General features: G+C 71.2%; 20 protein-coding genes. 11 read left to right on the top strand and 9 right to left on the bottom strand.

Annotated elements, in window-relative coordinates; genetic code table 11:
- Nucleotides 1-9 precede the first annotated feature (9 nt).
- Nucleotides 10-615 (bottom strand): TetR/AcrR family transcriptional regulator, encoded by a 606-nt coding sequence (locus G569_RS45590; protein WP_037494759.1) that lies wholly within the window; start codon nt 613-615, stop codon nt 10-12.
- 159 nt (nt 616-774) lie between these two features.
- On the opposite strand from G569_RS45590, the gene G569_RS0104720 reads away from it, so the two are divergent.
- Nucleotides 775-2,154 (top strand): MFS transporter, encoded by a 1,380-nt coding sequence (locus tag G569_RS0104720; protein ID WP_245602401.1) that lies wholly within the window; start codon nt 775-777, stop codon nt 2,152-2,154.
- Here the strand turns inward: G569_RS0104720 and G569_RS45585 are convergent.
- The 6 genes from G569_RS45585 to G569_RS0104690 all read right to left on the bottom strand — a co-directional run bounded on the left by G569_RS45585 (nt 2,144) and on the right by G569_RS0104690 (nt 10,219).
- A complete protein-coding gene (locus G569_RS45585) occupies nt 2,144-2,944 on the bottom strand; it encodes a phosphotransferase (protein WP_053225862.1) in 801 nt (266 codons plus the stop codon). The two genes, G569_RS0104720 and G569_RS45585, sit on opposite strands and share 11 nt — an antisense overlap.
- Nucleotides 2,923-3,270, bottom strand: coding sequence for a DoxX family protein (locus G569_RS0104710; protein ID WP_028062889.1), 348 nt, complete (start codon nt 3,268-3,270; stop codon nt 2,923-2,925). Before G569_RS0104710 ends, G569_RS45585 begins: the two co-directional genes overlap by 22 nt.
- 41 nt (nt 3,271-3,311) lie before the next feature.
- The gene (locus tag G569_RS0104705) at nt 3,312-5,546 is read right to left on the bottom strand and encodes a WD40/YVTN/BNR-like repeat-containing protein (protein ID WP_211232909.1); all 2,235 of its coding nucleotides are present in this window, start codon (nt 5,544-5,546) and stop codon (nt 3,312-3,314) included.
- Between the two features lie 62 nt (nt 5,547-5,608).
- Nucleotides 5,609-7,120: a metallophosphoesterase family protein gene (locus G569_RS0104700; protein ID WP_169542065.1), complete on the bottom strand. Its 1,512-nt coding sequence runs from the start codon at nt 7,118-7,120 to the stop codon at nt 5,609-5,611.
- 2 nt (nt 7,121-7,122) lie between these two features.
- Nucleotides 7,123-9,423 carry an ABC transporter permease gene (locus G569_RS0104695; RefSeq protein WP_028062563.1) on the bottom strand — a complete coding sequence of 767 codons (2,301 nt, stop codon included), beginning with the start codon at nt 9,421-9,423 and terminating at the stop codon, nt 7,123-7,125.
- Between the two features lie 127 nt (nt 9,424-9,550).
- On the bottom strand, nt 9,551-10,219 hold the full coding sequence (locus G569_RS0104690; RefSeq protein ID WP_028062562.1) for an ABC transporter ATP-binding protein: 669 nt from the start codon (nt 10,217-10,219) through the stop codon (nt 9,551-9,553).
- A 64-nt stretch (nt 10,220-10,283) separates the two neighbouring features.
- On the opposite strand from G569_RS0104690, the gene G569_RS0104685 reads away from it, so the two are divergent.
- Both G569_RS0104685 and G569_RS0104680 read left to right on the top strand, forming a co-directional pair.
- A complete protein-coding gene (locus tag G569_RS0104685; RefSeq protein WP_028062561.1) occupies nt 10,284-10,580 on the top strand; it encodes an ArsR/SmtB family transcription factor in 297 nt (98 codons plus the stop codon).
- Nucleotides 10,581-10,593: 13 nt separating this feature from the next.
- The gene (locus tag G569_RS0104680; RefSeq protein WP_028062560.1) at nt 10,594-11,055 is read left to right on the top strand and encodes an SRPBCC family protein; all 462 of its coding nucleotides are present in this window, start codon (nt 10,594-10,596) and stop codon (nt 11,053-11,055) included.
- Here the strand turns inward: G569_RS0104680 and msrB are convergent.
- Nucleotides 11,034-11,438, bottom strand: a complete 405-nt coding sequence (msrB, locus tag G569_RS0104675; RefSeq protein WP_028062559.1) for a peptide-methionine (R)-S-oxide reductase MsrB — start codon at nt 11,436-11,438, stop codon at nt 11,034-11,036. The two genes, G569_RS0104680 and msrB, sit on opposite strands and share 22 nt — an antisense overlap.
- 389 nt (nt 11,439-11,827) lie before the next feature.
- Here msrB and tkt point away from each other — a divergent pair, with 389 nt between their 5' ends.
- On the top strand, nt 11,828-13,855 hold the full coding sequence (gene tkt / locus G569_RS0104670; protein ID WP_028062558.1) for a transketolase: 2,028 nt from the start codon (nt 11,828-11,830) through the stop codon (nt 13,853-13,855).
- Here tkt and G569_RS65875 read toward each other — a convergent pair.
- Nucleotides 13,842-15,461 (bottom strand): methyl-accepting chemotaxis protein, encoded by a 1,620-nt coding sequence (locus tag G569_RS65875; RefSeq protein WP_037494754.1) that lies wholly within the window; start codon nt 15,459-15,461, stop codon nt 13,842-13,844. The two genes, tkt and G569_RS65875, sit on opposite strands and share 14 nt — an antisense overlap.
- 95 nt (nt 15,462-15,556) lie before the next feature.
- Between G569_RS65875 and G569_RS45580 the strand changes: the two genes are divergently transcribed.
- The 7 genes from G569_RS45580 to G569_RS0104625 are packed head-to-tail and all read left to right on the top strand — an operon-like array spanning nt 15,557 to nt 22,774.
- A complete protein-coding gene (locus tag G569_RS45580; RefSeq protein WP_053225861.1) occupies nt 15,557-17,122 on the top strand; it encodes a phosphoglucose isomerase-related protein in 1,566 nt (521 codons plus the stop codon).
- Between the two features lie 2 nt (nt 17,123-17,124).
- A complete protein-coding gene (gene gnd, locus G569_RS0104650) occupies nt 17,125-18,036 on the top strand; it encodes a phosphogluconate dehydrogenase (NAD(+)-dependent, decarboxylating) (RefSeq protein WP_028062556.1) in 912 nt (303 codons plus the stop codon).
- 1 nt (nt 18,037) lies between these two features.
- Complete coding sequence (zwf, locus tag G569_RS0104645) at nt 18,038-19,582, top strand: glucose-6-phosphate dehydrogenase (protein ID WP_028062555.1); 1,545 nt, start codon at nt 18,038-18,040, stop codon at nt 19,580-19,582.
- The gene (locus G569_RS0104640) at nt 19,582-20,631 is read left to right on the top strand and encodes a glucose-6-phosphate dehydrogenase assembly protein OpcA (protein WP_028062554.1); all 1,050 of its coding nucleotides are present in this window, start codon (nt 19,582-19,584) and stop codon (nt 20,629-20,631) included. The genes zwf and G569_RS0104640 overlap by 1 nt, the downstream gene beginning before the upstream one ends.
- A 3-nt stretch (nt 20,632-20,634) precedes the next feature.
- Nucleotides 20,635-21,321, top strand: coding sequence for a 6-phosphogluconolactonase (pgl, locus tag G569_RS45575; protein WP_037494752.1), 687 nt, complete (start codon nt 20,635-20,637; stop codon nt 21,319-21,321).
- Nucleotides 21,318-22,319, top strand: a complete 1,002-nt coding sequence (locus G569_RS45570; protein ID WP_053225860.1) for an ROK family protein — start codon at nt 21,318-21,320, stop codon at nt 22,317-22,319. The genes pgl and G569_RS45570 overlap by 4 nt, the downstream gene beginning before the upstream one ends.
- Nucleotides 22,316-22,774, top strand: a complete 459-nt coding sequence (locus G569_RS0104625) for an RpiB/LacA/LacB family sugar-phosphate isomerase (RefSeq protein ID WP_028062553.1) — start codon at nt 22,316-22,318, stop codon at nt 22,772-22,774. The genes G569_RS45570 and G569_RS0104625 overlap by 4 nt, the downstream gene beginning before the upstream one ends.
- Nucleotides 22,775-22,777: the final 3 nt, after the last annotated feature.

The raw sequence follows: 22,777 nt of genomic DNA, 5'->3' as shown, positions 1-22,777 counted from the left end.
CCCCACAGACTAGGAGCAGCGAGAAGTAGGAAGCTGAGTGGTGGCGTTCTGTGTCCGCAGACCGTCGATCACGATCGCGACGTGGCGCTGCCACGCGTCCGGGCAGACGTGGGGCTTGAGCGCGCCCATGCCGATCCCGCACATGAGCATCGGGATGTCGTCGAACACGACGTCCGCGCGGAGCTCGCCCGCCTCCTGCGCGCGCCGCATCAGCTCGCCGTAGGTCTCGCGCATCTCGCGTTCGAGCCGTTCTGGCAGCGGCATCGGGCCGGAGAGCTCGCCGACGATCTCCGTGAAGGAGCGATCGGAGGCTGTCAGCTGTGCGCCCGCCCAGATCGCGCCCTGGAAGGCCTCCCACGGATCGGGGTTCAGCAGCGCTTCCTTGCCCGTCGCGAGGATCTTCTCGAAGCGATCGACCGCCAGCGCCTCGATCAGCGCTTCCTTGGTCGGGAAATGGCGGTAGACGGTGCCCACGCCGACCCCGGCGCGCTTGGCGACGTCGTCCATCTGGGCATCGCGCCCTTGCTCGGCGAAGACGATGCCGGCCGCGGTGATGACCCGCTCGCGGTTGCGCCGCGCGTCGGCTCTGAGCGGGCGGGGAGCGAGTTGGTCCATACGTCGACTGTATTGCTTGACAAACGGAACGTCAATTCCGTATTCTCAAAACCAGAACCGGAACTCCATCTCCACTTCCTCCCCAGGGGTCAACGCAAAATGTCTCAAACGCATGAGCGCAAATGGGTCGCGCTAGCACTACTCGCACTCGCCCAGTTCGTGGTAGTCCTCGACGCCTCGATCGTGAACGTCGCGCTGCCGTCGATCGGCACCGCGCTGGACTTCTCGCAGGACAACCTGTCGTGGGTCGTCAACGCGTACACGCTCACCTTCGGCGGCTTCCTCCTGCTCGGCGGCCGCATGGCCGACCTGCTTGGTAGACGGCGCCTCTTCATCGCCGGCCTGATCCTGTTCGCGGGCGCCTCGCTTGCAGGCGGCCTCGCCCAGAGCGACATCTGGTTGATCGCCGCGCGTGCCGTCCAGGGCCTCGGCGCCGCGTTGCTGTCCCCCGCCGCCCTGTCGCTGGTGACGGTGATCTTCGAAGAGGGCGCGGAGCGCAACAAGGCGCTCGGCGTCTGGGGCGCGGTCGCCGGGTCCGGCGGCGCGGCCGGCGTGCTCCTCGGCGGGATGCTGACCCAGTGGGCCGGCTGGGAGTGGGTGCTGTTCGTCAACGTGCCGATCGGCCTCGTGGCGGCGTTCCTCGCTCCGCGCTTGCTGCCTGAGAGCCGCAACGAGGGTGAGCGCAACTTCGACTTCGCGGGCGCGGTCACGGTGACCGCCGGCCTGTCGCTGCTCGTCTACTCGCTGGTGAACGCCAACCAGGCGGGCTGGGGCTCGGTCGAGACGCTCGTCCTGTTCGCGATCGCGGCCGTCCTGCTGATCTCGTTCGTCGTCATCGAGCTCACCACCAAGGCGCCGCTGGTCCCGTTCCCGGGCATCTTCCGTGTGCGCAGCATCCGCGGGGTCAACATCGTCGGCCTGCTGATCGCCATGGCGCTGTTCTCGATGTTCTTCTTCATCTCGCTGTACATGCAGCAGGTGCTGGGCTACGACGCGCTCGAGGCGGGCATCGCCTACCTGCCGCTGGCGGTGGGGATCATCATCTCGGCGGGGCTGGCGTCGAACATGATCACCAAGCTCGGCGTCAAGCCGGCGCTGATCCTCGGCCTCGTCCTGACGGCGATCGGCCTGTTCTGGTTCGCCCAGATCTCGCCGAACGGCAGCTACGTGGGCGACATCCTGTTCCCGGCGCTGATCTCGGCCTTCGGCCTCGGCTTCGCCTTCGTGTCGATGACGGTCGGTGCGGTCGCGGGCGTCGACGGGCACGAGGCCGGCCTGGCCTCGGGCATGATCAACACGTCGCAGCAGGTCGGCGGCGCGCTCGGCCTGGCGATCCTGGCCGCGGTCGCCAACTCGCGCACGGACTCGGTCGCCGAGGCCGGCAGCCCGATGCCGGTCGCGCTCACCGAGGGCTTCCAGACGGCGCTGATGGTCGGCGCCGGGTTCGCGATCGTCGGCGCGATCCTCGCGTTCCTGCTGGTCGACTCGATCGAGACCGAGCCGAACATCGACGGCGAGCTGGTGCCCGTCACGACGTAGCGAGGTAGGCGCGCCAGACGGCGACCTGCAACGAGCGGGCCTCCTCCCAGAGCGCGAGCTCGCCCGGGTCGAGGTCGATCCCGGAGGCGGCGAGAGCCGCCTCCGCTCGTTCTCCCCCGTCGCGGGTGAGCTTCAGGCAGGCGGCGTCCCACCCGAGCGGGCCGAGGCACGTGTCCTCCCAGTCGTTCCACAGCGGGCCGTTCGCGGTGTTGAGGACGTTGTTGAGGTGGGCGTCGCCGTGCAGCGGGCGGATCGGCGCGCGCAGCGTGCCGAGCGTGGAGTGCAGCTCGAGAATGTGATCGAGCAGCCGATGCGCGTTGGCACCGTCGATCGACTCCTCGGCGGCGAGGGTGGTCAGCAGCGCCTCGGCCTCGGTCACGCCGGACAGGACGGGCAGCGAGCCGCGGAAGTCGCGCAGCACCTCGTGGCAGAACTTCAGGCCCTCTCCGGCGGCGACCGGGTCGGCCGGCTCGTCGACGACCTCGGCGTACTCGAAGAAGCTGATGACGCGGCCTTGGTGGACGTGCGGGCCGGGCGGGAGCTCGCCCGAGGGTGCGACCACGGGCGCGCCGGCCCGCGCGAGGTGGGCGGTGATCGCCAGCTCGCGCGCCTGCCACGCCGTTCCCGGGCGGACGGCGGCGATCGTCCCCGCCACGCGGGCGACGACGGGTGCGGGCTTGAGGTGGACGAGGACGTTGAGCTGGTCGCGCAGGATCACGGCGTCGTCGCAGCGCAGGCCGTGCGCCCGCGCGACCGCGACGGCCGCCGTCAGCGCGCCGCGGTCAGCCACGTCCAGGCGATCAATGCGCCTTGCAAAGGGAGCCGAAGCCACAGCAGCGCGCGGGGAAATTGCCTGAAGCGCTCGGCGTGTACGGCCATCTCGACATTCGCCGGGAAGATCGCGACCAGCGTGGCGATCAGCCACCAGCCCGCGGCCCGACGTGTCCTGGAGTGCAGCACGCCCGCTCCGCCCACGATCTCCGCGACACCGCTGGCGTAGACCAGTTCGCGGTGGGCCGGCAGGTAGCGGGGCATGATCGCCTCATACATCCGCGGCCTGACGAAGTGCAGGACGCCGGCGGCGATGAAGCCGATACCGAGGAGAGCGCGGGACATCCGTACCGAGGGTACGAGCGCCCCGCGCCCTCAAGTGAGCGTTACTTCTTGAGTGTGATGGTCAGCACACTCGAGCCCGCGCCCTGGCGGCCCGAGTCGCCGGCCCAGCGGGCCACGAACTCGGCCGGGCCCTTGATGTTGAACGTCGCCGTGAAACGGCCGCCGTTGGCGCCCGCGGTCACGACCTGCTCGCTCCACGAGGTCGAGCCGACCCTGCGGGCCGAGACGACGATCGGCTCGCCGCCCTGGGCGCCCTTCAGCGCGCCGCCGACGGTGATCCGCTTGACCTTCTTGGTGACCTTCTTGGTGTTGGTCGTCAGCGAGAGCGTCGAGGCGCTGCCCGCGTCACCGCCGGTGCCGGTGGTGAAGAGGCTGCGGAACGTGCCGCTGGCGGCGGACGGGGTGGACGTCAGCCCGTAGGCGCGGGTCCCCGACGGGCTGATCACGCCCTCCGTGCCCGGGAACTGGCCGCTGGCGATGCGCTGGGGACGCCAGTGCTTGCCGCTGTCGGTGGTGCGCAGCACGTAGGCGACGCCCTCGTCCGCCGGCCAGGCGCCGATCGTCAGGTAGCCGCTGGTCGCGGAGCCGAACGAGAGCGCGAGGCCGGAGTCGGTGCCGACGCCCGGCAGCTCCGCCCACTTCTTCCCGCCGTTGCTCGTGTGCCACACCCGCCCGCTCGTGTCGAGCGCGTAGCCGGCGTTCCCGGAGGTCATGTCGACGTCGCGCAGGCGCAGCGGCACGGTCTTCTTGCCCTGCTTGCGCGTCGGGCCGACGAGCTTCGTCCAGGACTCGCCGGCGTTGGTGGTGCGGACGATCGCGGTCGAGCCGTACGCGAAGATCGCGTTGGCGCCGCGGTCGAACTGGTTGACGGCGACGCCGCGGGCCGCCTTGACCTGGACGAGCTCGAACTCGCCGCCCTGCGCCGCGCGCCGGATGCCGCGCGGACCGGCCAGGAGCACGGTCTGGCCGCTCGCGATCACGGCCTTCGGCGCCGAGGTCGTGCCGGGGTCGATCGGCGCCCAGCTCGCGCCGCCGTTGGTCGTGCGGAACAGGCCGCCGCGCTGGTCGAGCGCGTAGCCGTTGTCGGCGTCGGTGAACGACGTGTCCTGCATGTCGGCGGAGGTGGCGACGTTGATCGCCTTCCACGTCACGCCGTTGTCCGTCGTGCGGGCGAGCTGGCCCTTGGCGCCGAGCGCGAGCGCGATCTCCGGCGTCGGCCCGAGCCGCAGCCCGAACTGGAACGAGCCCGCGATGTCCCCGCCGACCGGCGCGTAGTTCTTGCCGCTGTCGTCGGAGATCACCGTCGCGCCGCCCGAACCGGCCGCGACCGCCCGGTTCACGTTGGCGAAGCCGGCCGCGAAGATCGGCGCGGTGCTGGCCGTGACCGGGGTCGACGTCGCGCCGCCGTCCTCCGTGCGCAGCAGCTTGTCGCCCTTGTCGGTGGAGAGCAGGCAGACGTCGTCCGTCGCGCAGCCGATGCCGGTGATCGTGCTGCCGGCGCTGCCCGCGCGCTTCTGCCAGGTCACGCCGCCGTCGGTGGAGCGCAGCAGCGTGTCCGGGCCGAAGGCGAAGAACGCGGTCGGGCTGATCACCTTCATGCGGGTGACGCTGCCCGGGTCGACGCCGCCGACCGGGGTCCACGAGGCGCCCGCGTCGGTCGTCTTGTACGCCGTGTTGGAGCCGTTGAGGAAGACGATGCCGGCGTCGGGGGTGGTGAAGATCGCGTCGGCGGGCGTGCCCTGGCCGCCGGCGGCGCTGGCGGGCGTGCCGGGGACCGCGGTGCCGCGGCCGAAGGTCTGCCCGCCGTCCGTGGTGCGCAGCACGTTCCCGTCACGCAGCAGGAGATAACCGATCTGCGGGTTGACGAAGAACGAGGCCGCGACCCGGTCCGGGCAGTTGGTCTCGGCCAGCACGAACATCTTGTGGAACGTCGCGCCGCCGTCGTCGGAGCGGCGGACGACGCAGCCGTCCCCGCCGAGGATCGTGATCACGTCCGGCGTGACGGCCTGTAGGCGTGTCAGGTCCTGCGAGGTGCCGGTGGCAAGACCGGCCCAGGTCGCGCCGCCGTCGTCGGTGCGCAGCGCGGTGCCGTCGTCGCCGATCGCGTACCCGCGGCCGGAGATGAAGTCCATCGCGCGGATGGTGTTGCCCTGTGGGGTCGGATTGCCCCACTGCCAGCCGGACTGGCTCACCTGGACTGCTGCGTCAGCCGTGTGAGCGCATGCGGCGGCGAGGCTCAGGGCAGCCAAGCTGCCCAGGAAAGCCCTGGTCTTCACGTACTTCTCCTCTCGAATGACTGCTTGCGTTTAAGAACGGAAGCGGGAGGCGGGTGTTGCGATTACGGATCTGACAAAAAGAGCGTTGCGTTCCGGTCAGACCGTTTCCCCGCAAAATGCTGAGGACGGCCGCCCTGCGCATCGAGGTAGGCGAGCTCGCGGCTGATGCCCGCGAGGCCTCTGCCGTCGTGATCGACCATCCAGGTTTCGAGGGCGACGCCGTCATCCGTTGCTCTGAGACGGAACATCCGGGCCTGTTCCGGGAAGTCGGCGAGGGATGACGTGGTGATCTGCCAGTACCGGCCGCGTTGCGCGATCCGGTTCTTGTGGCTGTTGCCCGCGATGCTGGCGACGACGTTGGGGTGCGCGTCGAGCTGTTCGAGCGCGGCGTCGGTCAGCGGGTTGTGGCTGAACACGAGGACCCATTTGGGGGTGTTCAGTTGCGTCTTCAACCACTCGATCTGCGGCGGCGTGATGCGGGCCTGGGAGGAGCCGTCGCGGTTGACCGTGTCGATCAGGATCGCTTTGACGCGGGCGCCGAGGTCGACCGTGTAGTCCATGTTCGGGTGGCCGAGGCGGCGTTCCGCCTCGCCGGGCTTGTTCATCGCGCGGTCCGGGTCGGGAGGCGTATGGACCGTGTCGAGGGGGACGCTGCCCGACAGGAGCGCGGCGACGGCCTGTTTGGCGTCGACCTCTCTCGTGGGTGGGCGGAGGTCGGGGTCCAGGCTGGGGACGAGCCGGTCGCCGGTCGCGAAGGCGTCGATCGCCGGGGTGGGCGGGACCTCGCCCTGCGCCAGCACGTCGTGGTTGCCGACCAGCGGGTAGTACGGCGCGTTCAGACCGGCGGCCTTGAACGGGCGTTGCGCCTGCTCGATCGCGCCCGGGTGGGTGGGGGCGTCGTGGTCGGGGCGGTAGTAGAACGGGTCGGCTTCGTCCGCGTCCTGGACCCCGTCGTATCCGCGTTTGCCGGTGTCGGGGTGGACCGTCTTCCCGTTCAGCGTGTCCAGCGCCATCGTCAGCTCGTTGCGCTGGGCGTTGTCGGTGATGTCGCCGGTGATGAAGACGGCTTGCGGGCGTTGTTGGTTGACGGCCCTCACCGCCGCGTCGAGCGTCTGCGTGCTGAACGCCTCCTGCGGGCGGAACGTCGACGTGAACGGCGCCCCGATCCGGTCCAGGAACGGCACCCGCGCGGGCGACTCCTCGTCCCTGACGTGCGTGTCCGTGAGCTGCGCGAACGTGGCCAGGGTGGCGCCGAGCTTCGCGCGCCGCCCGCGGTCGACGAACGGCTCGCCCGCCCCACGCTCGAGGAACCCGTCGCCGTCCTTGTCGACATACGTGGCCTGGAGCGTCGACCCGCCCGCGGGCGTGGCGGCCGGTCGCTGGTCGCCGCCACAAGCCGCGAGCACCGCCGCGGCGGCGAGCGTCGTGAGCGCCCGCGCCACACCGCGCGTGGCGCTCGCCGCGCCGCCGCGCGTCTCCGCGCCGCCGTGCGCCTCCGCGCCGCCGCGCGCCTCGTCGCGCGCGAGCGTCGAGTTTCTCGCGCTCTGCTCGCGGATGTCGACGCTCGCGTGCACGGTCACTCCTCCCGCAGCCCCGCGACGACGGGTTCGCGCAGCACTCGTCGTGCGACCAGCGCGGTGGCCAGCACCGCGAGCGCGAGCAGGCCGCCGGTCACCAGCGCGAGCTGGCCGAGGGTCGGCGACAGGGGCAGCGCCGCGAAGCCCGCGGCGAGGCGGGCGACGAGCGGGCCGAAGGCGAGCAGTTCGAGTGCGATCCCCGCGAGCGCGGCGGGGATCGCCACAGCGATCGCCGCGCCGGCCAGGACGAGGCCAACCGAGGGGCCGTCGGCGCCCACCGCCCGCAGCAGCGCGACCGCCCCGCGGCGTTCTCGCGCCGTCACCGTCAGCGCCTGGATCAGCGCGTAGAGACAGACGAGACCGACCGCGAGCCCGACCCCGCGCAGCACCGCCGCGAGCACGGACAGGAACGCGGCGTTGTCGGTCTGCGCGGCGCCGACGGTGGCGAACGCCGCACCCAACTCCCGCAGACGCCGCGTCACGGCGGCCGCGTCCGCGCCGGACTTCAGCCGCACGACGACCTGCGGGCTGAGGTCGGGGCGCAGGGCGAGCAGCTTGTCGGGCCGCACCCACGCGATCCGCCCGTCGTTCTCCAGCGCGCGCACGACGCCGGCGACGCGAAAGCGCACCTCGCCGCCGTCCGGGATCTGTGTCGCCAGCACGCTGCCGGGCCGCAGCCCGAGCGCGTCCGCCATCCCCTGCCCGACCTCGACCTCGTTCGGCCCCCGAATCCTTCGCCCCTCGGCGAGCGGCGGGTCCTCGAACTGCGTGTGATCGCCGGGATAGGCGACCAGCCGCACGGGCTCTCCGAGCCGGAACGAGTCCGCCGCGTCGATCGAGTACCGCTGCCCGACGGCATCGACGCCGGGGATGCGCCGCGCGTCGGGGATCGTCCCCGCATCGAGCGACACCGCCAGCTGATAGCGCTTCCCGACGGTCCCCGGGTCCTCCCGCAACCGCTCGAGCAACGACGCGAGCGCGAGCATCAACGTCACCACGCCCGCGCACACGGCGATGGTCGCGACGGCGGCGACCCACCGCCCCCGCGCCGCGGTGGAGAACCGCACACCCAGCGCGAACAACCCACCACCCGCAGATACGGGGTCTGACCCCTTTCGAGCGCGGTGGCGGGGGCGGCGGGCGAGGTCGCCGCCGCGGAGGATCTCGACCGGCGGGCGGCGCGCAGCGCGCCAGGCGGGCCAGGTGGCGGCGGTCACGACGACCAGGACCACCGCGAGCAGGGCGGCGAGGAGCGGGGCGATCAGCGCGACGCCCGGGCCGACCTCGTTCAGCGCCGCGAGCAGGTCGGCCGCGGGTTTGGCGACGACGACGGCGCCCAGTGCGATGCCCAGCGCAGCGGCTGGGACGGCCACGACCGCGGCCTCGACGGCCTGCTGCGCGGCGATCCGCCCCGGTCCGAAGCCGAGCGCGCGCTGGACGCCGAAGCCGGTGAGGCGTCGCTGGACCTCCGAGTGCGCGCCCGCGGCGAGCATCGTCCCCGCCGCCAACAGCGCGACCAAGGAGAACGCGACCAGCAGCGAGATCACGATCCCCGCCGCCTGCGACAGGAGGATCCGGACGCCTGTGCGGGTGATGAACTGCAGCTTTCCGAGACCGAACGCGACCGCCCGCGCCTGCGTCAACGTCACGTCGGTCTTCGACGGGTCGTTCAGCCAGAGCAGCGCGGTGTTCGGGCGCACCCGCCGGCCGAGCCCGAACGCGTTGATGAACTCCTGCTCGGACACGTAGACCCGCGCCGCGCTCGCCAAAGGAAACGCGACGTTGTCCGGCGAGACCGCCACGCCCACGACGCGCAACTCCCCGAGCCCGAGGCGGTTGCGCCCGCCGTGCACGGTGATCGTGTCCCCGGGGCCGATGCCCCACTCGCGAGCGAGCCCGCGCTCGATGACGGCTTCGCCGACCTCGCCGTCGCGCAGGTCGCGCCCGTCGCTGATCAGGTACCCGCGCCGCCCGCCGAGCACGGCCGTCACCGCGCCCTTCCCGGTCGTGTGCGTGCCGGAGGACACGCGCTGGTTGAGTTGCTCGTTCCGGTAGGAGCGCGCCTCGAGGTTCGGGAGGGCCGAGACGCGCGCGTCGACCTCGGCGCGCGGCGCGCGGGTGAAGCGGGCGAGCACGTCGGGCAGGTCCGACCGCTCCGCCGCACGATCGAAGCCGGTCGCCAGCGAGTACCCGACCGTGGTCGCGGTCCCGACGACGAGCGACGCGGCGAGCACGCCGACCGCCGCCAGCAGGGTGCGCGACCGCCGCGCACGCAGGGCGGCGAGGGCGTCGCGGATCACCGCGGGCTCCGGCGGGCGGCCACGCGCGGAGTGAGGCGGCCGGCGGCGACCCGCGGGGTGAGGCGGCGCGGGGTGACGCCGCGGGCGGCGACACGCACTGTGGGGCCGCGGGCGGCGACGCGCGTGCTCACGCTTCGACCAGCAGGCCGTCGCGGAGCGTCAGGACGCGGTCGGCGATCGAGGTCGCGGACGCCTCGTGGGTGACCATCACGACCGCGCGGCCCTCGTCGGCGCCGGAGCGCAGCAGGCGCAGGACTTCGGCGCCCGCCGTCACGTCCAGGTTGCCCGTCGGCTCGTCGGCCAAGAGCAGCGCCGGGTCGTTGACCAGCGCCCGCGCGATCGCGAACCGCTGCTGCTCGCCGCCGCTCAGCTGGTGCGGCAGCGACCCCGCCACCGGACGCAACCCGAGCCGGTCGATCAGCTCATGTCCCCGCGCCGCCGCATCGACCGACGCACCCCGCACCCGCCCGGCCAGGAGCACGTTGGCCTCTCCCGACAACTCGGGCAGCAGATGGAAGAACTGGAAGACGAACCCGATACGGGTTCTACGCAGCCGCGACAGCGCCCGCTCGGACGCGCCCGTGACGGCGACGCCGGCGACCGAGATCTCACCCGCCTCGGGCCGGTCGAGCCCACCCACGAGGTGCAGGAACGTCGACTTGCCGGTGCCGGACCGGCCGAGGATGGCGACGACCTCGCCCGCCTCCACGTTCAGAGACGCGCCGTCGAGCACCCGCCGCGCGGCGCGGCCCTCTCCGAACGTCTTCACCACGCCCGAGGCGGCGACGACAGCCATCCGAGTCCACCGTACCCGCGAGTTGACACACCCGCCCTCCGTAAGCTACAACTTACGGTAAGCGATGACTAACGGATTCGACGCTCTGGGGGACCCGACGCGCCGCGCGATCTTCGAGCGCCTGGCCAAGGGCCCGACGCCGGTCAACGAGATCGCCAAGGACCTCCCGGTGAGCCGCCCGGCGGTGTCACAGCACCTGAAAGTGCTCAAGCAGGCGGGTCTGGTCACCGATCGCGCCGAGGGCACCAAGCGTCTCTACCAGCTCGATCCGAGCGGCATCGCCCAGCTGCGCGACTACTTCGACGCGTTCTGGATGCACGCCCTGGCCGCCTTCAAGGAAGCGGTCGAGAACCCCACGTAGGAGGAAACGAGGCATGCAGGCAACGGACTCGGCAGTTCGCCGCGAGATCACCGTCAACGCCACACCCGAGCGGGCGTTCTTCGTCTTCGCCGAGCAGTTCGACAGCTGGTGGCCGCGCAGCCACAAGATCGGCCAGGCGGATCTGGCCAGGGCCGTGATCGACCCGGACACGATGCGCTGGTACGAGGTCGGGACCGACGGCAGCACGACCGAATGGGGCGCGATCCTGACCTACGACCCGCCCACGCGCCTGACGCTCGAATGGCGGATCGGCGGCACGTGGCAGTGCGAGACCGACCCGGCGCGCTCCAGCGAGATCGACGTGACCTTCACGCCCGAGGGCGACGCGACCCGCGTCACCCTCGAGCACCGGCACCTGGACCGCCACACCGCGGCCGACGAGCTCAAGGGCGCCGTCGGCGGAGAAGGCGGGTGGAACGGCCTGCTGCGGGCTTACTCGGAAGCGGTGGGCTGAAAGTCCATCGCGCACGAGTTCATGCAGTACCGCAGCCCGCCGGCGTCGCGCGGGCCGTCGTCGAACACGTGGCCCAGGTGGCCGCCGCAGCGGGCGCACTCGACCTCGGTGCGGATCATCCCGTGCGAGATGTCGCGCTTGAGCGTGACCGCCTCGGCCACCTTCGGCTCGGTGAAGCTCGGCCAGCCCGAGCCCGACTCGAACTTCGTGTCGGACCCGAACAACTCCGCGCCACAGCCGGCACAGCGATAGATGCCGTCGTCGTGGTTGTTCCAGTACTTGCCGGTGAACGCCCGCTCGGTTCCGGCCTTACGCAGTACCTGGTACTGCTCGGGCGTCAGCTCCTCGCGCCACTGCGCGTCAGTCTTCTGAACAGTCTCCATGCCCATGTAGTCAGGCTACAGGGCGCTTTGTTACGCGCTTCTAGACGTGCGCGACCCGCGCCGAACGGCGCGGGCGACGCGGAAGGACGATGAATCGGCGGGTGCCGGAACGGACCACGCGGCCCCGGCGTGACTCGGCGGCGGAGCGAAGGCTCTGCTGGCGAGCGTCGGCGTACATAGCCATGAGGGTCGGATGCATGCTGACCATATTCGGGCTGAGACGGAACCCCCACATCGGGCACTCAGGCCGACCTGGCACCGGACACCCCTTACGCCTGAGACGCCACCCACTTAGGGGGTAGCCGCGGATCGCCGCGCACCTGAGCGAGCACTCGCGCTAGCGTCTCGGACCGCCCGTCCTCGAACCCGCGAACCCCTGGAGGCCCTCGTTGTCCGTCGCAGAAGATCGGACCACCCTCGACGAGCTCTGCGTCAACACGATCCGCGCTCTGTCCATGGACGCGGTCCAGAAGGCGAACTCCGGTCATCCGGGCACGCCGATGGCGCTCGCGCCGCTCGCCTACGTCCTCTACACGCGGGTGATGGACCACTCGCCGAGCCAGCCCGACTGGTTTGACCGCGACCGGTTCGTGCTCAGCTGCGGGCACGCGTCGATGCTCCTGTACTCGACGCTGTACCTGACCGGGTACGGCCTCACGCTCGACGACCTGAAGAACTTCCGCCAGCTCGGCTCGCCGACCGCCGGCCACCCCGAGTACGGCCACGCGGCCGGCATCGAGACCACCACCGGGCCGCTCGGCCAGGGCATCTCGACCGCGGTCGGCATGGCGCTGGCCGAGCGCATGTTCGCGGAGCGCTTCAACCGCGAAGGCCACGAGATCGTCGACCACTACACGTACGTGATCGCGTCCGACGGCGACCTTCAGGAGGGCGTCGCGTCCGAGGCCTCCAGCCTCGCCGGCCACCTCGGCCTCGGCAAGCTGATCAGCTTCTGGGACGACAACCACATCTCGATCGAGGGCAACACCGAGCTCTCGTTCACCGAGGACGTCGCCTCGCGCTACGAGGCGTACGGCTGGCACGTCCAGAACCTCGGCGAGGACATCGGGCTGGACCGGATCGAGCAGGCGCTCAACAACGCCCGCGAGGTCACCGACCGCCCGAGCCTGATCATCGTCCGCACCCACATCGCCCCCGGCTCGCCGAACAAGCAGGACACGCACGGCGCGCACGGCTCCCCGCTCGGCGAGGAGGAGATCCGCCTGACGAAGGAGGTCTACGGCTACCCGAGCCTGGAGCCCTTCTACGTCGCCGACGAGGCGCTCGCCCACTTCCGCGAGCAGGTCGAGCTCGGCAAGGAGCGCCAGGCGGCCTGGCAGGCGAAGTTCGACCGCTACAAGGCCGAGTTCCCCGCCGAGGCGGCCGAGTTCGAGCGCATCCTGCGCCGCGAGCTCCCGGCCGACTGGGACGCCGACGTCCCGAAGAAGGGGCCGGAGGCGGGCGCGATCGCCACCCGCAAGGCGTCCCAGGACGTCATCCAGTGGGCGGCCGGCCAGGTCCCCGAGCTGGTCGGCGGCTCGGCCGACCTCGCCCCGTCGACCCTGACGCTGATCAACGGCGGCGGCAGCGTGGAGAACGGCTCCTACGGCGGCCGCAACTTCCACTTCGGCATCCGCGAGCACGGCATGGGGGCGATCGTCAACGGCCTCAACCTGCACGGGCTGCGGGCCTTCGGCGCCGGCTTCTTCATCTTCAGCGACTACATGAAGGCGTCGCTGCGCCTGGCCGCGATCATGCGGATCCCGAGCACCTTCGTCTTCACGCACGACTCGATCGGCGTGGGCGAGGACGGCCCGACCCACCAGCCGATCGAGCAGCTCGCGGCCCTGCGCGCGACGCCGAACATCAACGTCGTCCGCCCGGCCGGCTTCAACGAGACCGCGCTCGCCTGGCAGTTCGCGCTCAAGGCCACGCACACGCCCACGGCCCTCGCGCTCTCCCGCCAGGGCGTCCCCACGTGGGACCCGAGCGCCGTGCCGGCCGACGCGATCGACCGCGGCGCCTACGTCCTGAAGGACTGCGAGGGCGAGCCCGAGCTGATCCTGATCGCCTCCGGCACGGAGGTCCACATCGCCCACGACGCCGAGAAGCTCCTCACCGAGGAGGGCGTCAAGGTGCGCCTGGTCTCAGCGCCCTGCCTGGACCGCTTCGTCGAGCAGGACCAGGAGTACCGCGACAGCGTGCTCCTGCCCGGCGTGAAGGCCCGCGTCGCCGTCGAGGCCGCCGCGGCGCTGGGCTGGCACCGCTGGGTGGGCGACCACGGCGACGTCGTCGCGATGGAGTCCTTCGGCGCCAGCGCCCCGGCCGGCGCCCTCTACAAGCACTTCGGCTTCACGGGCGAGAACGTCGCCGCCCGCGCCCGCGCCGTGCTGGAAGCGGTCGCTACGCGGTCGTGAACTGAACGACGAGCCCGTTGAGCGCCTCGGCCGCAGCGTCGAGGCGCTTGGCGGACAACGCGAGCTGACCCGCGGTCGCGGCGGTCTCCTGCGTGGACGCCGCGACCTCCTGGGTCGTCGCCGAAGAGGACTCGGCCAGCGTGGCGAGCTCGGTCATCCGCCCACGCGAGTCGGACGCGTGCGCCGCGGCCTCGCGCGAGGCGTGCGTGATCGCGTCGACGCGCTCGGCCACCTCGCGGGCGCGCGCGGCGATCCCTTCGAACTCACCGCGCGACAGGTCGACCGTGCGGGCGCCGGTCTCGGTACGCGAGGCGCCCTCGCCCGCCAGCCGCGCGACGCGCTCGGTCATGCGGTTGATGTCGGTGACGATCTCGTTGGTCGAGTTGGCGGCCTCGGCGGACTGCTCGGCGAGCTTGCGGACCTCGTCGGCGACGACGGCGAAGCCCTTGCCGCTCTCGCCCGCCCGCGCGGCCTCGATGGCGGCGTTCAGCGCCAGCAGGTTCGTCTGCTCGGCGATCGTCGTGATCGTGACCACGAAGGCGGCGATCTCGGAGGAGCGCTGCACGAGCGCGTCGGAGGCCTCGGTGATGGCCGCGGCGGACTCCTCGACGGCGCTCATCGCGTTGCGCGCCTCGTCGGCGGTGCCCATGCCGCGCTCGGCGTCGGCCAGCGCGGCGCCGGCGGCGTCGGAGGCGGCCTCGGCGGCGTGCAGTGCGCGCTCGACGGCGGCGGACACCTCGCCCGCGGCGTCGCCCGCGTCGAGCACGAGGCGCGACTGCTGCTCGGTCGTCGAGGCGACGCTGGTGACGGCGTCGGCGATCTCGGTCGACGCGCGCTCGGAGTCGGCGGAGGCGGTGCTGACCTCCTGCGAGGTCTGGGTGATGTCGACGGCTGCGGTCTGGATCGTCTGCACGAGCGTGGCGACGTGGCCGATGCCGGACCGCAGGATCGCCGTGGCGCCGTCGCCCGCGTCACCGGCGACGCTCCGGAGGTCGCGGCGCTCGAGCGCCTCGGCCAACGCGGAGAGCTGCGCGCGCTCGGCGGCGTCGTCGACGCGCAGCTGCGCGGTCGCGAGGGTCTCGGTCTCCAGCGAGCGGGCGAGGATCACCAGGACGACGGTCTCGAAGACGACGAAGACGGCGTGCAGCAGGACCATGCCGAGCGAGAGGTGGCCGTGGTTCATGATCCACACGGGCGCGCCGCCGTCCTGCAGCACCATGAAGCCGAGGTGATGGATGGCGATGAACCCGGCGGCCGCGACGACGGTCTTCCAGTCGCGGTAGACGAGCAGGAACGCGAGCGCGCCGAAGATGTGGAAGTGCATCTCGATCAGCCCGTGCGACTGCGAGATGAACAGCGCGGAGTAGGTCATCAGACCGCACGCGATGAACAGCCGCGTCCCGAACGCCCCGGGCGCGCGCTGCGCGAGCAGCCACGCGCCGCCCGATACTCCACCGCCCACCAGGATCGCGGCGAGCCACGTGCCGTGTACGGCAGCGAGGCCCAGTGCGGCCGGGAAGTGCAGGACGAGGAGGAGGCTCAGCAATCTGTCCGCCCCACGGCGGACCTCGAGCAGCTGATCCTCGGGTGAGGGGACGGCAGTCATACCCGCGTTAATCGACCGGGACGGCGACGACCCTTAGCCCTCGCGTTCGCTAGCGTGCCAAGGCGATCTGAACGCCCTGCAGGGAGGAACCGACCATGAGCGACGTCACGACGATCGAAGCCGACGTCCCCGAGCGCTATGCGGATGCGGTCTCCACCCGTTTGCAGCGGGCGGCGGACGAGGACGTCGTCGCTCGAATCTGGCGCAAGGACGGTACGTTGTGGGCGCCGGAGGGGACGCCGGAGGTAACGAACCGGTTGGGCTGGCTGGACATCGCCGACCGTGAACGCGAGAAGGTCGCGGACTACGAGGCGTTCGCCGAAGGCCTGAAGGCGGAGGGCTTCCGCGACGCTGTCGTGCTCGGCATGGGCGGCTCGAGCCTCGCGCCAGAGGTCTTCCGGCAGTCGTTCGGCAAGCTCGTCAACGGGTTGACGCTGCACGTCCTCGACTCGACGCACCCGCGGGAGGTCACCGAGGTCCTCAACCGGATCGACCTCGACCGCGCGCTCATGATCGTCTCATCGAAGTCGGGTGGCACGATCGAGCCGATGTCGATGTTCAAGGCGTTCCACGCGCGCCAGAACGACGGCTCGCACTTCGCCGCGGTCACCGACCCCGGCTCAGGCCTCGAGGCGATGGCCGGCGAGAACGGCTTCCGCCAGGTCTTTCACGGCGACCCGGACATCGGCGGCCGCTACAGCGCGCTGTCGCCGTTCGGCCTGGTTCCGGCCGCGGCCGCCGGCATCAACCTGCAGGCGATCCTGGACTCCGCGATCGGCGCCGCCGAGGAGTGCCGCTCCGAGCACGGCAACGCCGGCCTGTGGCTCGGCTGCGCGATCGGCGAACTCGCCCGCCAGGGCCGCGACAAGCTCACGTTCGTCGCCGACGCGCCGCTGACCAGCTACGGCATCTGGGCCGAGCAGCTGTGGGCGGAGTCGACCGGCAAGCAGGGCACAGGCGTCCTGCCGATCGCGGATGAGCCGCTGCTCGCTCCGGAGGCCTATGGCGAGGATCGCGTCTTCCTGCACATCGCGGTCGGCGACGCCGACAACGCCGCGAAGGTCGCCGCGCTCAAGGACGCCGGCCACCCGGTGATCACGATCCGCGCGCTCGGCCCGAACGACCTCGGCCGGATCTTCTACCTCTCGGAGTTCGCGGTCGCCGTCGCGGGCTGGGTGCTCGAGATCAACCCGTTCGACCAGCCCAACGTCCAAGAGGCCAAGGACAACACGAACCGCGTGCTCAACGAGGGTTCGCCGGGTTTGGAGGCGGGCAGCGTGAGCGAGCTGAGCGATGGCCTGGAGCCGCCGCACTACTTCGCGATCATGGGCTACCTGCCGTACTCCGTCGAGACCGCGGCCGCGATCGCGCGGCTGCGGGAGGCGGTCATCGAGCGCTACCACGTGGCGACCACGTGGGGCTACGGCCCGCGCTTCTTGCACTCGACCGGGCAGTTCCACAAGGGCGGCCCGAAGACCGGGCGCTTCCTGCAGCTCATCGACGAGCCCACGGAGGACCTGGAGATCCCGGGCGAGCCCTACACGTTTGCCACGCTGATCCGTGCCCAGGCGGACGGCGATCTGCAGACGCTGCGCAACCACGGCCTCCCCGCCGTGCGCGTCAGCGTCGGTGACATCGACGCGATCAAGGAGCAGCTCTAGACATGCAGATCGGATTCGTCGGCCTCGGCAAGATGGGCGGCAACATGGTCCATCGCATCAGGCGCGACTCGGACCATGAGGTCATCGCCTTCGACCCCAACGCGGATGCCGTCAGCACGGCCGAGGGCCACGGCGCGGTGGGTGCCTCCTCGCTCGAGGAGCTCGTCTCCAAGCTCGACAAGCCGCGGATGATCTGGCTGATGGTGCCGTCGGGCAACATCACCCAGTCGACGATCGACAAGCTCGCCGAGCTGCTCGACGAGGGCGACACGATCGTCGACGGTGGCAACTCCAACTGGCACGACGACCAGCGGCGGGCGGAGGAGCTCGCGCCCAAGGGCATCAAGTACGCCGACGTCGGCACCTCAGGCGGCATCTGGGGCCTCGAGGTCGGCTACTGCATGATGGCGGGCGGGCCTGACGAGTCGATCGCCCAGCTGACGCCGATCCTCGACGTGCTGGCGCCGCCGGACGGCTGGCGCCACTTCGGCCCCACGGGCGCCGGGCACTTCGTGAAGATGGTCCACAACGGCGTCGAGTACGGGATGATGCAGGCGTACGCCGAGGGCTTCGATCTCATGCATCAGTCGGAGTTCCCGATCGAGCTCAAAGAGGTCGCGGGGCTGTGGAACCGCGGCTCGGTCGTGCGTTCCTGGCTGTGCGAGCTCGCCGAGCGCGCGTTCGACCAGGAGGGCAACGACCTCAAGAGCCTGCGCGGCTACGTGGACGACTCCGGCGAGGGCCGCTGGATGATGGCCGACGGCATCGAGATGGCGGTGCCGACGCCCGCGCTCGCGGCGTCGCTCTACGCCCGGTTCTACTCGCGCCAGGAGGGCGACTACGCCGCCCGCGTGCTGGCCGCGCTGCGCAACCAGTTCGGCGGCCACGCGGTGAAGAAGGTCGAGGAGACCTGAGATGGCGGTCGACGTCAAGCCCGATCCCCAGGCGCTCGGCGAGAACCCGCTGATCGAGGGACTCGAGCGCCTGCCGGTCCCCGCGACGACGCTGACGATCTTCGGCGTCACGGGCGACCTCGCCCACCGCAAGCTGCTCCCGGCGCTCTACAACCTCGCCCACGAGGGCGCGCTCCCCGAGCGCTTCAACCTGGTCGGCGTCGCCCGCCGCGAGATGCCGAGCGACGAGTTCCGCGCGATGGCCAAGGCGGCGATCGAGAAGTACTCGCGCCGCGAGCCGGACGCGACCGTGCTCGAGGGCCTGCTCGGCCGCATGCACTACGTCGGGTTCTCGTTCGACGACGAGCCCGCCTACTCGCAGCTGCGCGAGCTGATCGAGCGCCTCGACGAGGACGGCGGCGGGAAGCTCAACCGCGGCTACTACCTCTCGACCGCGCCCGAGTACTTCCCGGTCATCGTCAAGGCGCTCAAGTCGGCGGACCTCAACTACGACTCCGACGTCGACGTCCGCTGCATCATCGAGAAGCCGTTCGGCACCGACCTGAAGACCGCGCTGGAGCTACAGGAGGTCGTGGACCACGTCTTCCGCGAGCAGCAGGTCTACCGGATCGACCACTACCTGGGCAAGGAGACCGTCCAGAACGTGATGGCGTTCCGGTTCGCGAACTTCATGTTCGAGCCGGTCTGGAACCGCAACTACATCGAGCACATCCAGATCACCGCGGCCGAGGACATCGGGATCGGCTCGCGGGCGGGGTACTACGACCGGTCGGGAGCGCTGCGCGACCTCGTCCAGAACCACATGCTCCAGCTGCTGACGCTGGTCTGCATGGAGCCGCCGGCCTCCTTCGAGGCCGACAAGGTCCGCGACGAGAAGGTCAAGGTCCTGCAGGCGATCACGCCGCCGACGCCGGAGGAGGTGCGGCGCGACACCGTGCGCGCGCAGTACGTCGCCGGCGTCGAGGGCGGCGAGGAGGTCGTCGGCTACCTGCAGGAGGACGGCGTCCCCGCGGATTCGCGCACCGAGACCTACGCGGCCCTGCGCCTGGAGGTCCACAACTGGCGCTGGGCGGGCGTGCCGATCTTCCTGCGCACGGGCAAGCACCTCGCGCGCAAGGTCACCGAGATCGCGGTCCAGCTCAAGCCGGTCCCGCACCTTGCGTTCCAGTCGCACGGGTCGGTCGGCGTCAAGCCGAACCAGCTCGTGCTGACGATGCAGCCCAACGAGGGCGTGTCGCTGTCGCTGGGGGCGAAGATCCCCGGCTCCTCGATGCGCATCCGCCCGGTGAACATGGAGTTCCTCTACGGCTCGGCGTTCATGTCGCAGTCGCCGGAGGCCTATGAGCGGCTGATCCTCGACGCGATGCGCGGCGAGGCGACGCTCTTCACACGGTCGGACGAGGTGATCGCCCAGTGGTCGATCATCGACCCGATCCTGAAGGCGTGGGCCGCCGACACCGAGCCTCTGCACACGTACGTCTCCGGCTCCGGCGGCCCTGAGGCGGCGGACGAGCTGATCGCCCCGCACCGCTGGCGAGGCCTCTGATGGACGACATCTGGCGCGACGACGACACCACCCCGGGCGCGATCGAGGCCGCGCTGCGCAAGCTGTTCGCCGAGCGTCACAAGCAGGAGCGCGCCTACGTGCCCGCGCGCGTCATGAACATGGTCGTGATCGTCGACAAGGACTTCCGCGGCGAGGTCGAGAACCGGCTCCAGCGGGTCGGGCGCTTCCACCCGTCGCGGCTGATCCTGGTCGCGGTCGAGCCCGGCCGGAAGCGGCTGTCGGCGGTCGTCCGGATCGGCACCGACGACGACGCCCGCTCAGGCGCGATCTCGGTCGGCCGCGAGCGGGTGGAGCTGCAGGTCGGCGACCGCCATCTCGCGAAGCTCGACACGATCGTCGACCCGCTCGTCGTGAGCGATCTGACGACGATGGTCTGGTCGCCGCACCGGCACATGGATGCGGTCGACGCGCTGCGGCGGCTGGCGCAGATCGTGCTGATCGACTCTCAGGACGCGCCTGACGTCGAGTCCGCCCTCACCCGCGCGGACTCGCTCTCGAAGGACATGTACGTGGTCGACCTCGCGTGGCTGCGCTCGACCCCGTGGCGTGAGCGGATCGCGGCGGCGTTCGACTCGCCGCGCCGGCGGCCGGACCTCGCCCGGATCAGCGGCGTGACCGTGCGCCACCGCGAGGACTCGCTCGCGTCCGGGCTGCTGTTCTGCGGCTGGCTGGCCTCCCGCCTCGGCTGGCAGCCGGGCGCGCTGGCGGAGGCCCGCGGGCACTGGAGTGGGACCGCGCACACGCGCCGGCAGGACATCAAGCTGCACCTCGAGCCGGTCGAGATGAGCGCGCCGGGGCTCGCCGGCGTGACGATCGAGCTCGCCTCGGGCGCCGCCATGGCGCTGGATCGCTCGCCCGGCGGGCTGCGGGCGATGCGCCGCGACCGCGACGGCACCGAGCGCACGTGGACGGTCATGGGAGCTTCCCGCGGCGAGGGCGGAATCCTCGGCGAGGGGGTCCGCCAAGCGCTGCTGCGCGATCCCACCTATCGTCCCGCGCTGCAATCTGCCGAGGCGATGGTGATTTGAGGAATGGACATCCGAGTGGAGGAGAACCCGGCGGCCACGGTCGCCGAGATGCTGGTGGAGGCAGCGGAGCGCGGGTCGCACATCGTCCTGACCGGCGGTTCGACGCCGAAGCTGGCGTATGAGACGGCCGCCGCGAAGAACGCGAACTGGAACGGGTCCACGGTCTGGTTCAGCGACGAGCGCTGCGTACCGCCCGAGAGCGGGTTGTCGAACTTCCGCATGGCCACTGACGCGCTCCTGGGCCGGATCATGCGCGACCAGCGGCCGTCCGTGATGCGGATGGAAGGCGAGGTCGGCCCGGACGCCGGCGCCGCCGCCTACGAGGCGCTCGTGCGCGAGCACCTCGGCGCCTCCCCGCGCTGGGACCTCGTGCTGCTCGGCCTCGGGCCGGACTCGCACTGCGCGTCGCTGTTCCCGGGCAAGCCGGAAGTCGAGGAGCGTCAGCGGCTCGTGACGGGCGTCGAGCTCGCCGGGATGGAGCCGCAGGTCCCGCGGATCTCGCTCACGCTGCCGGCCATCAACGGCGCGCGCCGCGTCGTCTTCCTCGTGACCGGCAAGGACAAGGCCAAGGCGGTCAAGCGCGCCTTCGGCGATCCCCGGGACCCATCCTCTCCTGCCGCGCATGTGCGGCCGACGGCGGGCGAGTTCACGCTGATCCTTGACGAGGCCGCCGCGGAGGGTCTGTCGTGAGTGACCAGTTCATCGGTGTCGACGTCGGAGGCACCAAGATCGCGGTCGCGGTGCTCGAGGGCGGCGAGCTCTCGGACTCGCGCGTCGTCTCCACCAACCAGGCGTCGCAGGACGCGCTCGTCGAGCAGTTGGCCGCGGCGGTCGAGGGCTCGATCACCGACGAGACCAAGGGCATCGGCATCGGCATGCCGTCCGTGGTCGAGTTCGCGACGGGCAAGATCCTCGCCTCGGTCAACATCCCGCTCCACGACATCCCGCTGCGCCAGTTGCTGACCGAGCGGCTCGGCGTGCCGGTCTATGTCGAGAACGACGCCGGCTGCGCCGCTCTGGCGGAGGCGTTCGAGGACGGCCGGATGACGGTCCCGTCGCTGGTCATGTTCACGATCGGCACCGGCGTGGGCGGCGGATGGGTCCTCAACGGGCGCCTGTACCGCGGCGCCACGACGTCGGCCGCCGAGGTCGGGCACACGATCATCGGCCGCGACCTCGGGTTCGGCAACAACGTGCCGGGCGACCCGTTCCCGCAACGGGGGTCGCTGGAGACGTTGGCCTCCGGCCGCGCGCTGGACCGCCTGGCGGATTACGCCGCGGTGCAGTACCGCGACTCCTACATCGGCAAGATGCTCGCCTCCAAGGGCTCGATCGACGGCCACGACGTCGTCGCGGGCGCCGAGGCGGGCGACGAGCCGTCGCTGTGGTGCCTGCGGGTGCTCGGCGAGCGGCTGGGGATCGGCATCGCCAACGCGATCAACACGTTCGATCCGTTGGAGGTCGTGATCGGCGGCGGCGTGTCGCGCGCCGGAGAGTTGCTCCTGGAGCCCGCGCGGGATGCCGCCTTCCGGCACGTCGTGCCCGGGCTGGGTCTGAACACCACGATCCGCATCGCGCGCCACGGGCCGCGGGCGGGCGTCCTCGGCGCGGCGCTGATCGCCGCGCAGGAATACGCCGAGGACACGGGACAGAACCTGCAGGGCGCCATTTCCGGGGAGGGCTCGTGAGGATCGCGTGCGCGTTCGACCATGCCGGGTTCCCGCTGAAGGCGGTGGTCGTCGAGACCGTCGCCGGCGAGGGCCATGAGGTCGTCGACTTAGGGACCTGGTCGACGGACCCGGTCGACTACCCGGACACCGCGCGGCTTGCCGCGGAGGCGGTGCGGCGCGACGCCGATCGCGCGGTGCTGGTGTGCGGCTCGGGCGCCGGCGTGGCGGTGGCGGCGTCCAAGTTCCCCGGCATCCGCGCCGTCGTCGCCCACGACACCTACACCGCGCACCAGTCCGTCGAGCACGACGCCTGCAACATCCTCTGCCTGGGCGGGCGGGTGATCGGGCCGGCGCTCGCCGCCGACATCATCCGCGTCTTCCTGGGGGCGGAGTTCACCGGCGAGGACCGCCACAAGCGGCGGCTGGCGAAGATCGACGGCATCGAACGCGAGTTTCTGCGCGACGACATCTAGGGG

Source organism: Solirubrobacter soli DSM 22325 (assembly GCF_000423665.1).
In the GTDB taxonomy this organism is placed as follows: Bacteria; Actinomycetota; Thermoleophilia; order Solirubrobacterales; family Solirubrobacteraceae; genus Solirubrobacter; species Solirubrobacter soli.
Note: the sequence above shows the minus strand (reverse complement) of the source record. Positions and strands in the feature narration are given on the sequence as shown.

Bases quoted from the DNA above. Each gene is read 5' to 3' on its own strand.
- G569_RS0104710 (WP_028062889.1), bottom strand. From the start codon at position 3,270: ATGTCCCGCGCTCTCCTCGGTATCGGCTTCATCGCCGCCGGCGTCCTG.
- zwf (WP_028062555.1), top strand. From the start codon at position 18,038: ATGGCGGTCGACGTCAAGCCCGATCCCCAGGCGCTCGGCGAGAACCCG.
- G569_RS0104685 (WP_028062561.1), top strand. From the start codon at position 10,284: ATGACTAACGGATTCGACGCTCTGGGGGACCCGACGCGCCGCGCGATC.
- msrB (WP_028062559.1), bottom strand. From the start codon at position 11,438: ATGGAGACTGTTCAGAAGACTGACGCGCAGTGGCGCGAGGAGCTGACG.
- G569_RS65875 (WP_037494754.1), bottom strand. From the start codon at position 15,461: ATGACTGCCGTCCCCTCACCCGAGGATCAGCTGCTCGAGGTCCGCCGT.
- pgl (WP_037494752.1), top strand. From the start codon at position 20,635: ATGGACATCCGAGTGGAGGAGAACCCGGCGGCCACGGTCGCCGAGATG.
- G569_RS45580 (WP_053225861.1), top strand. From the start codon at position 15,557: ATGAGCGACGTCACGACGATCGAAGCCGACGTCCCCGAGCGCTATGCG.
- G569_RS45590 (WP_037494759.1), bottom strand. From the start codon at position 615: ATGGACCAACTCGCTCCCCGCCCGCTCAGAGCCGACGCGCGGCGCAAC.
- gnd (WP_028062556.1), top strand. From the start codon at position 17,125: ATGCAGATCGGATTCGTCGGCCTCGGCAAGATGGGCGGCAACATGGTC.
- G569_RS0104640 (WP_028062554.1), top strand. From the start codon at position 19,582: ATGGACGACATCTGGCGCGACGACGACACCACCCCGGGCGCGATCGAG.
- G569_RS0104690 (WP_028062562.1), bottom strand. From the start codon at position 10,219: ATGGCTGTCGTCGCCGCCTCGGGCGTGGTGAAGACGTTCGGAGAGGGC.
- G569_RS0104680 (WP_028062560.1), top strand. From the start codon at position 10,594: ATGCAGGCAACGGACTCGGCAGTTCGCCGCGAGATCACCGTCAACGCC.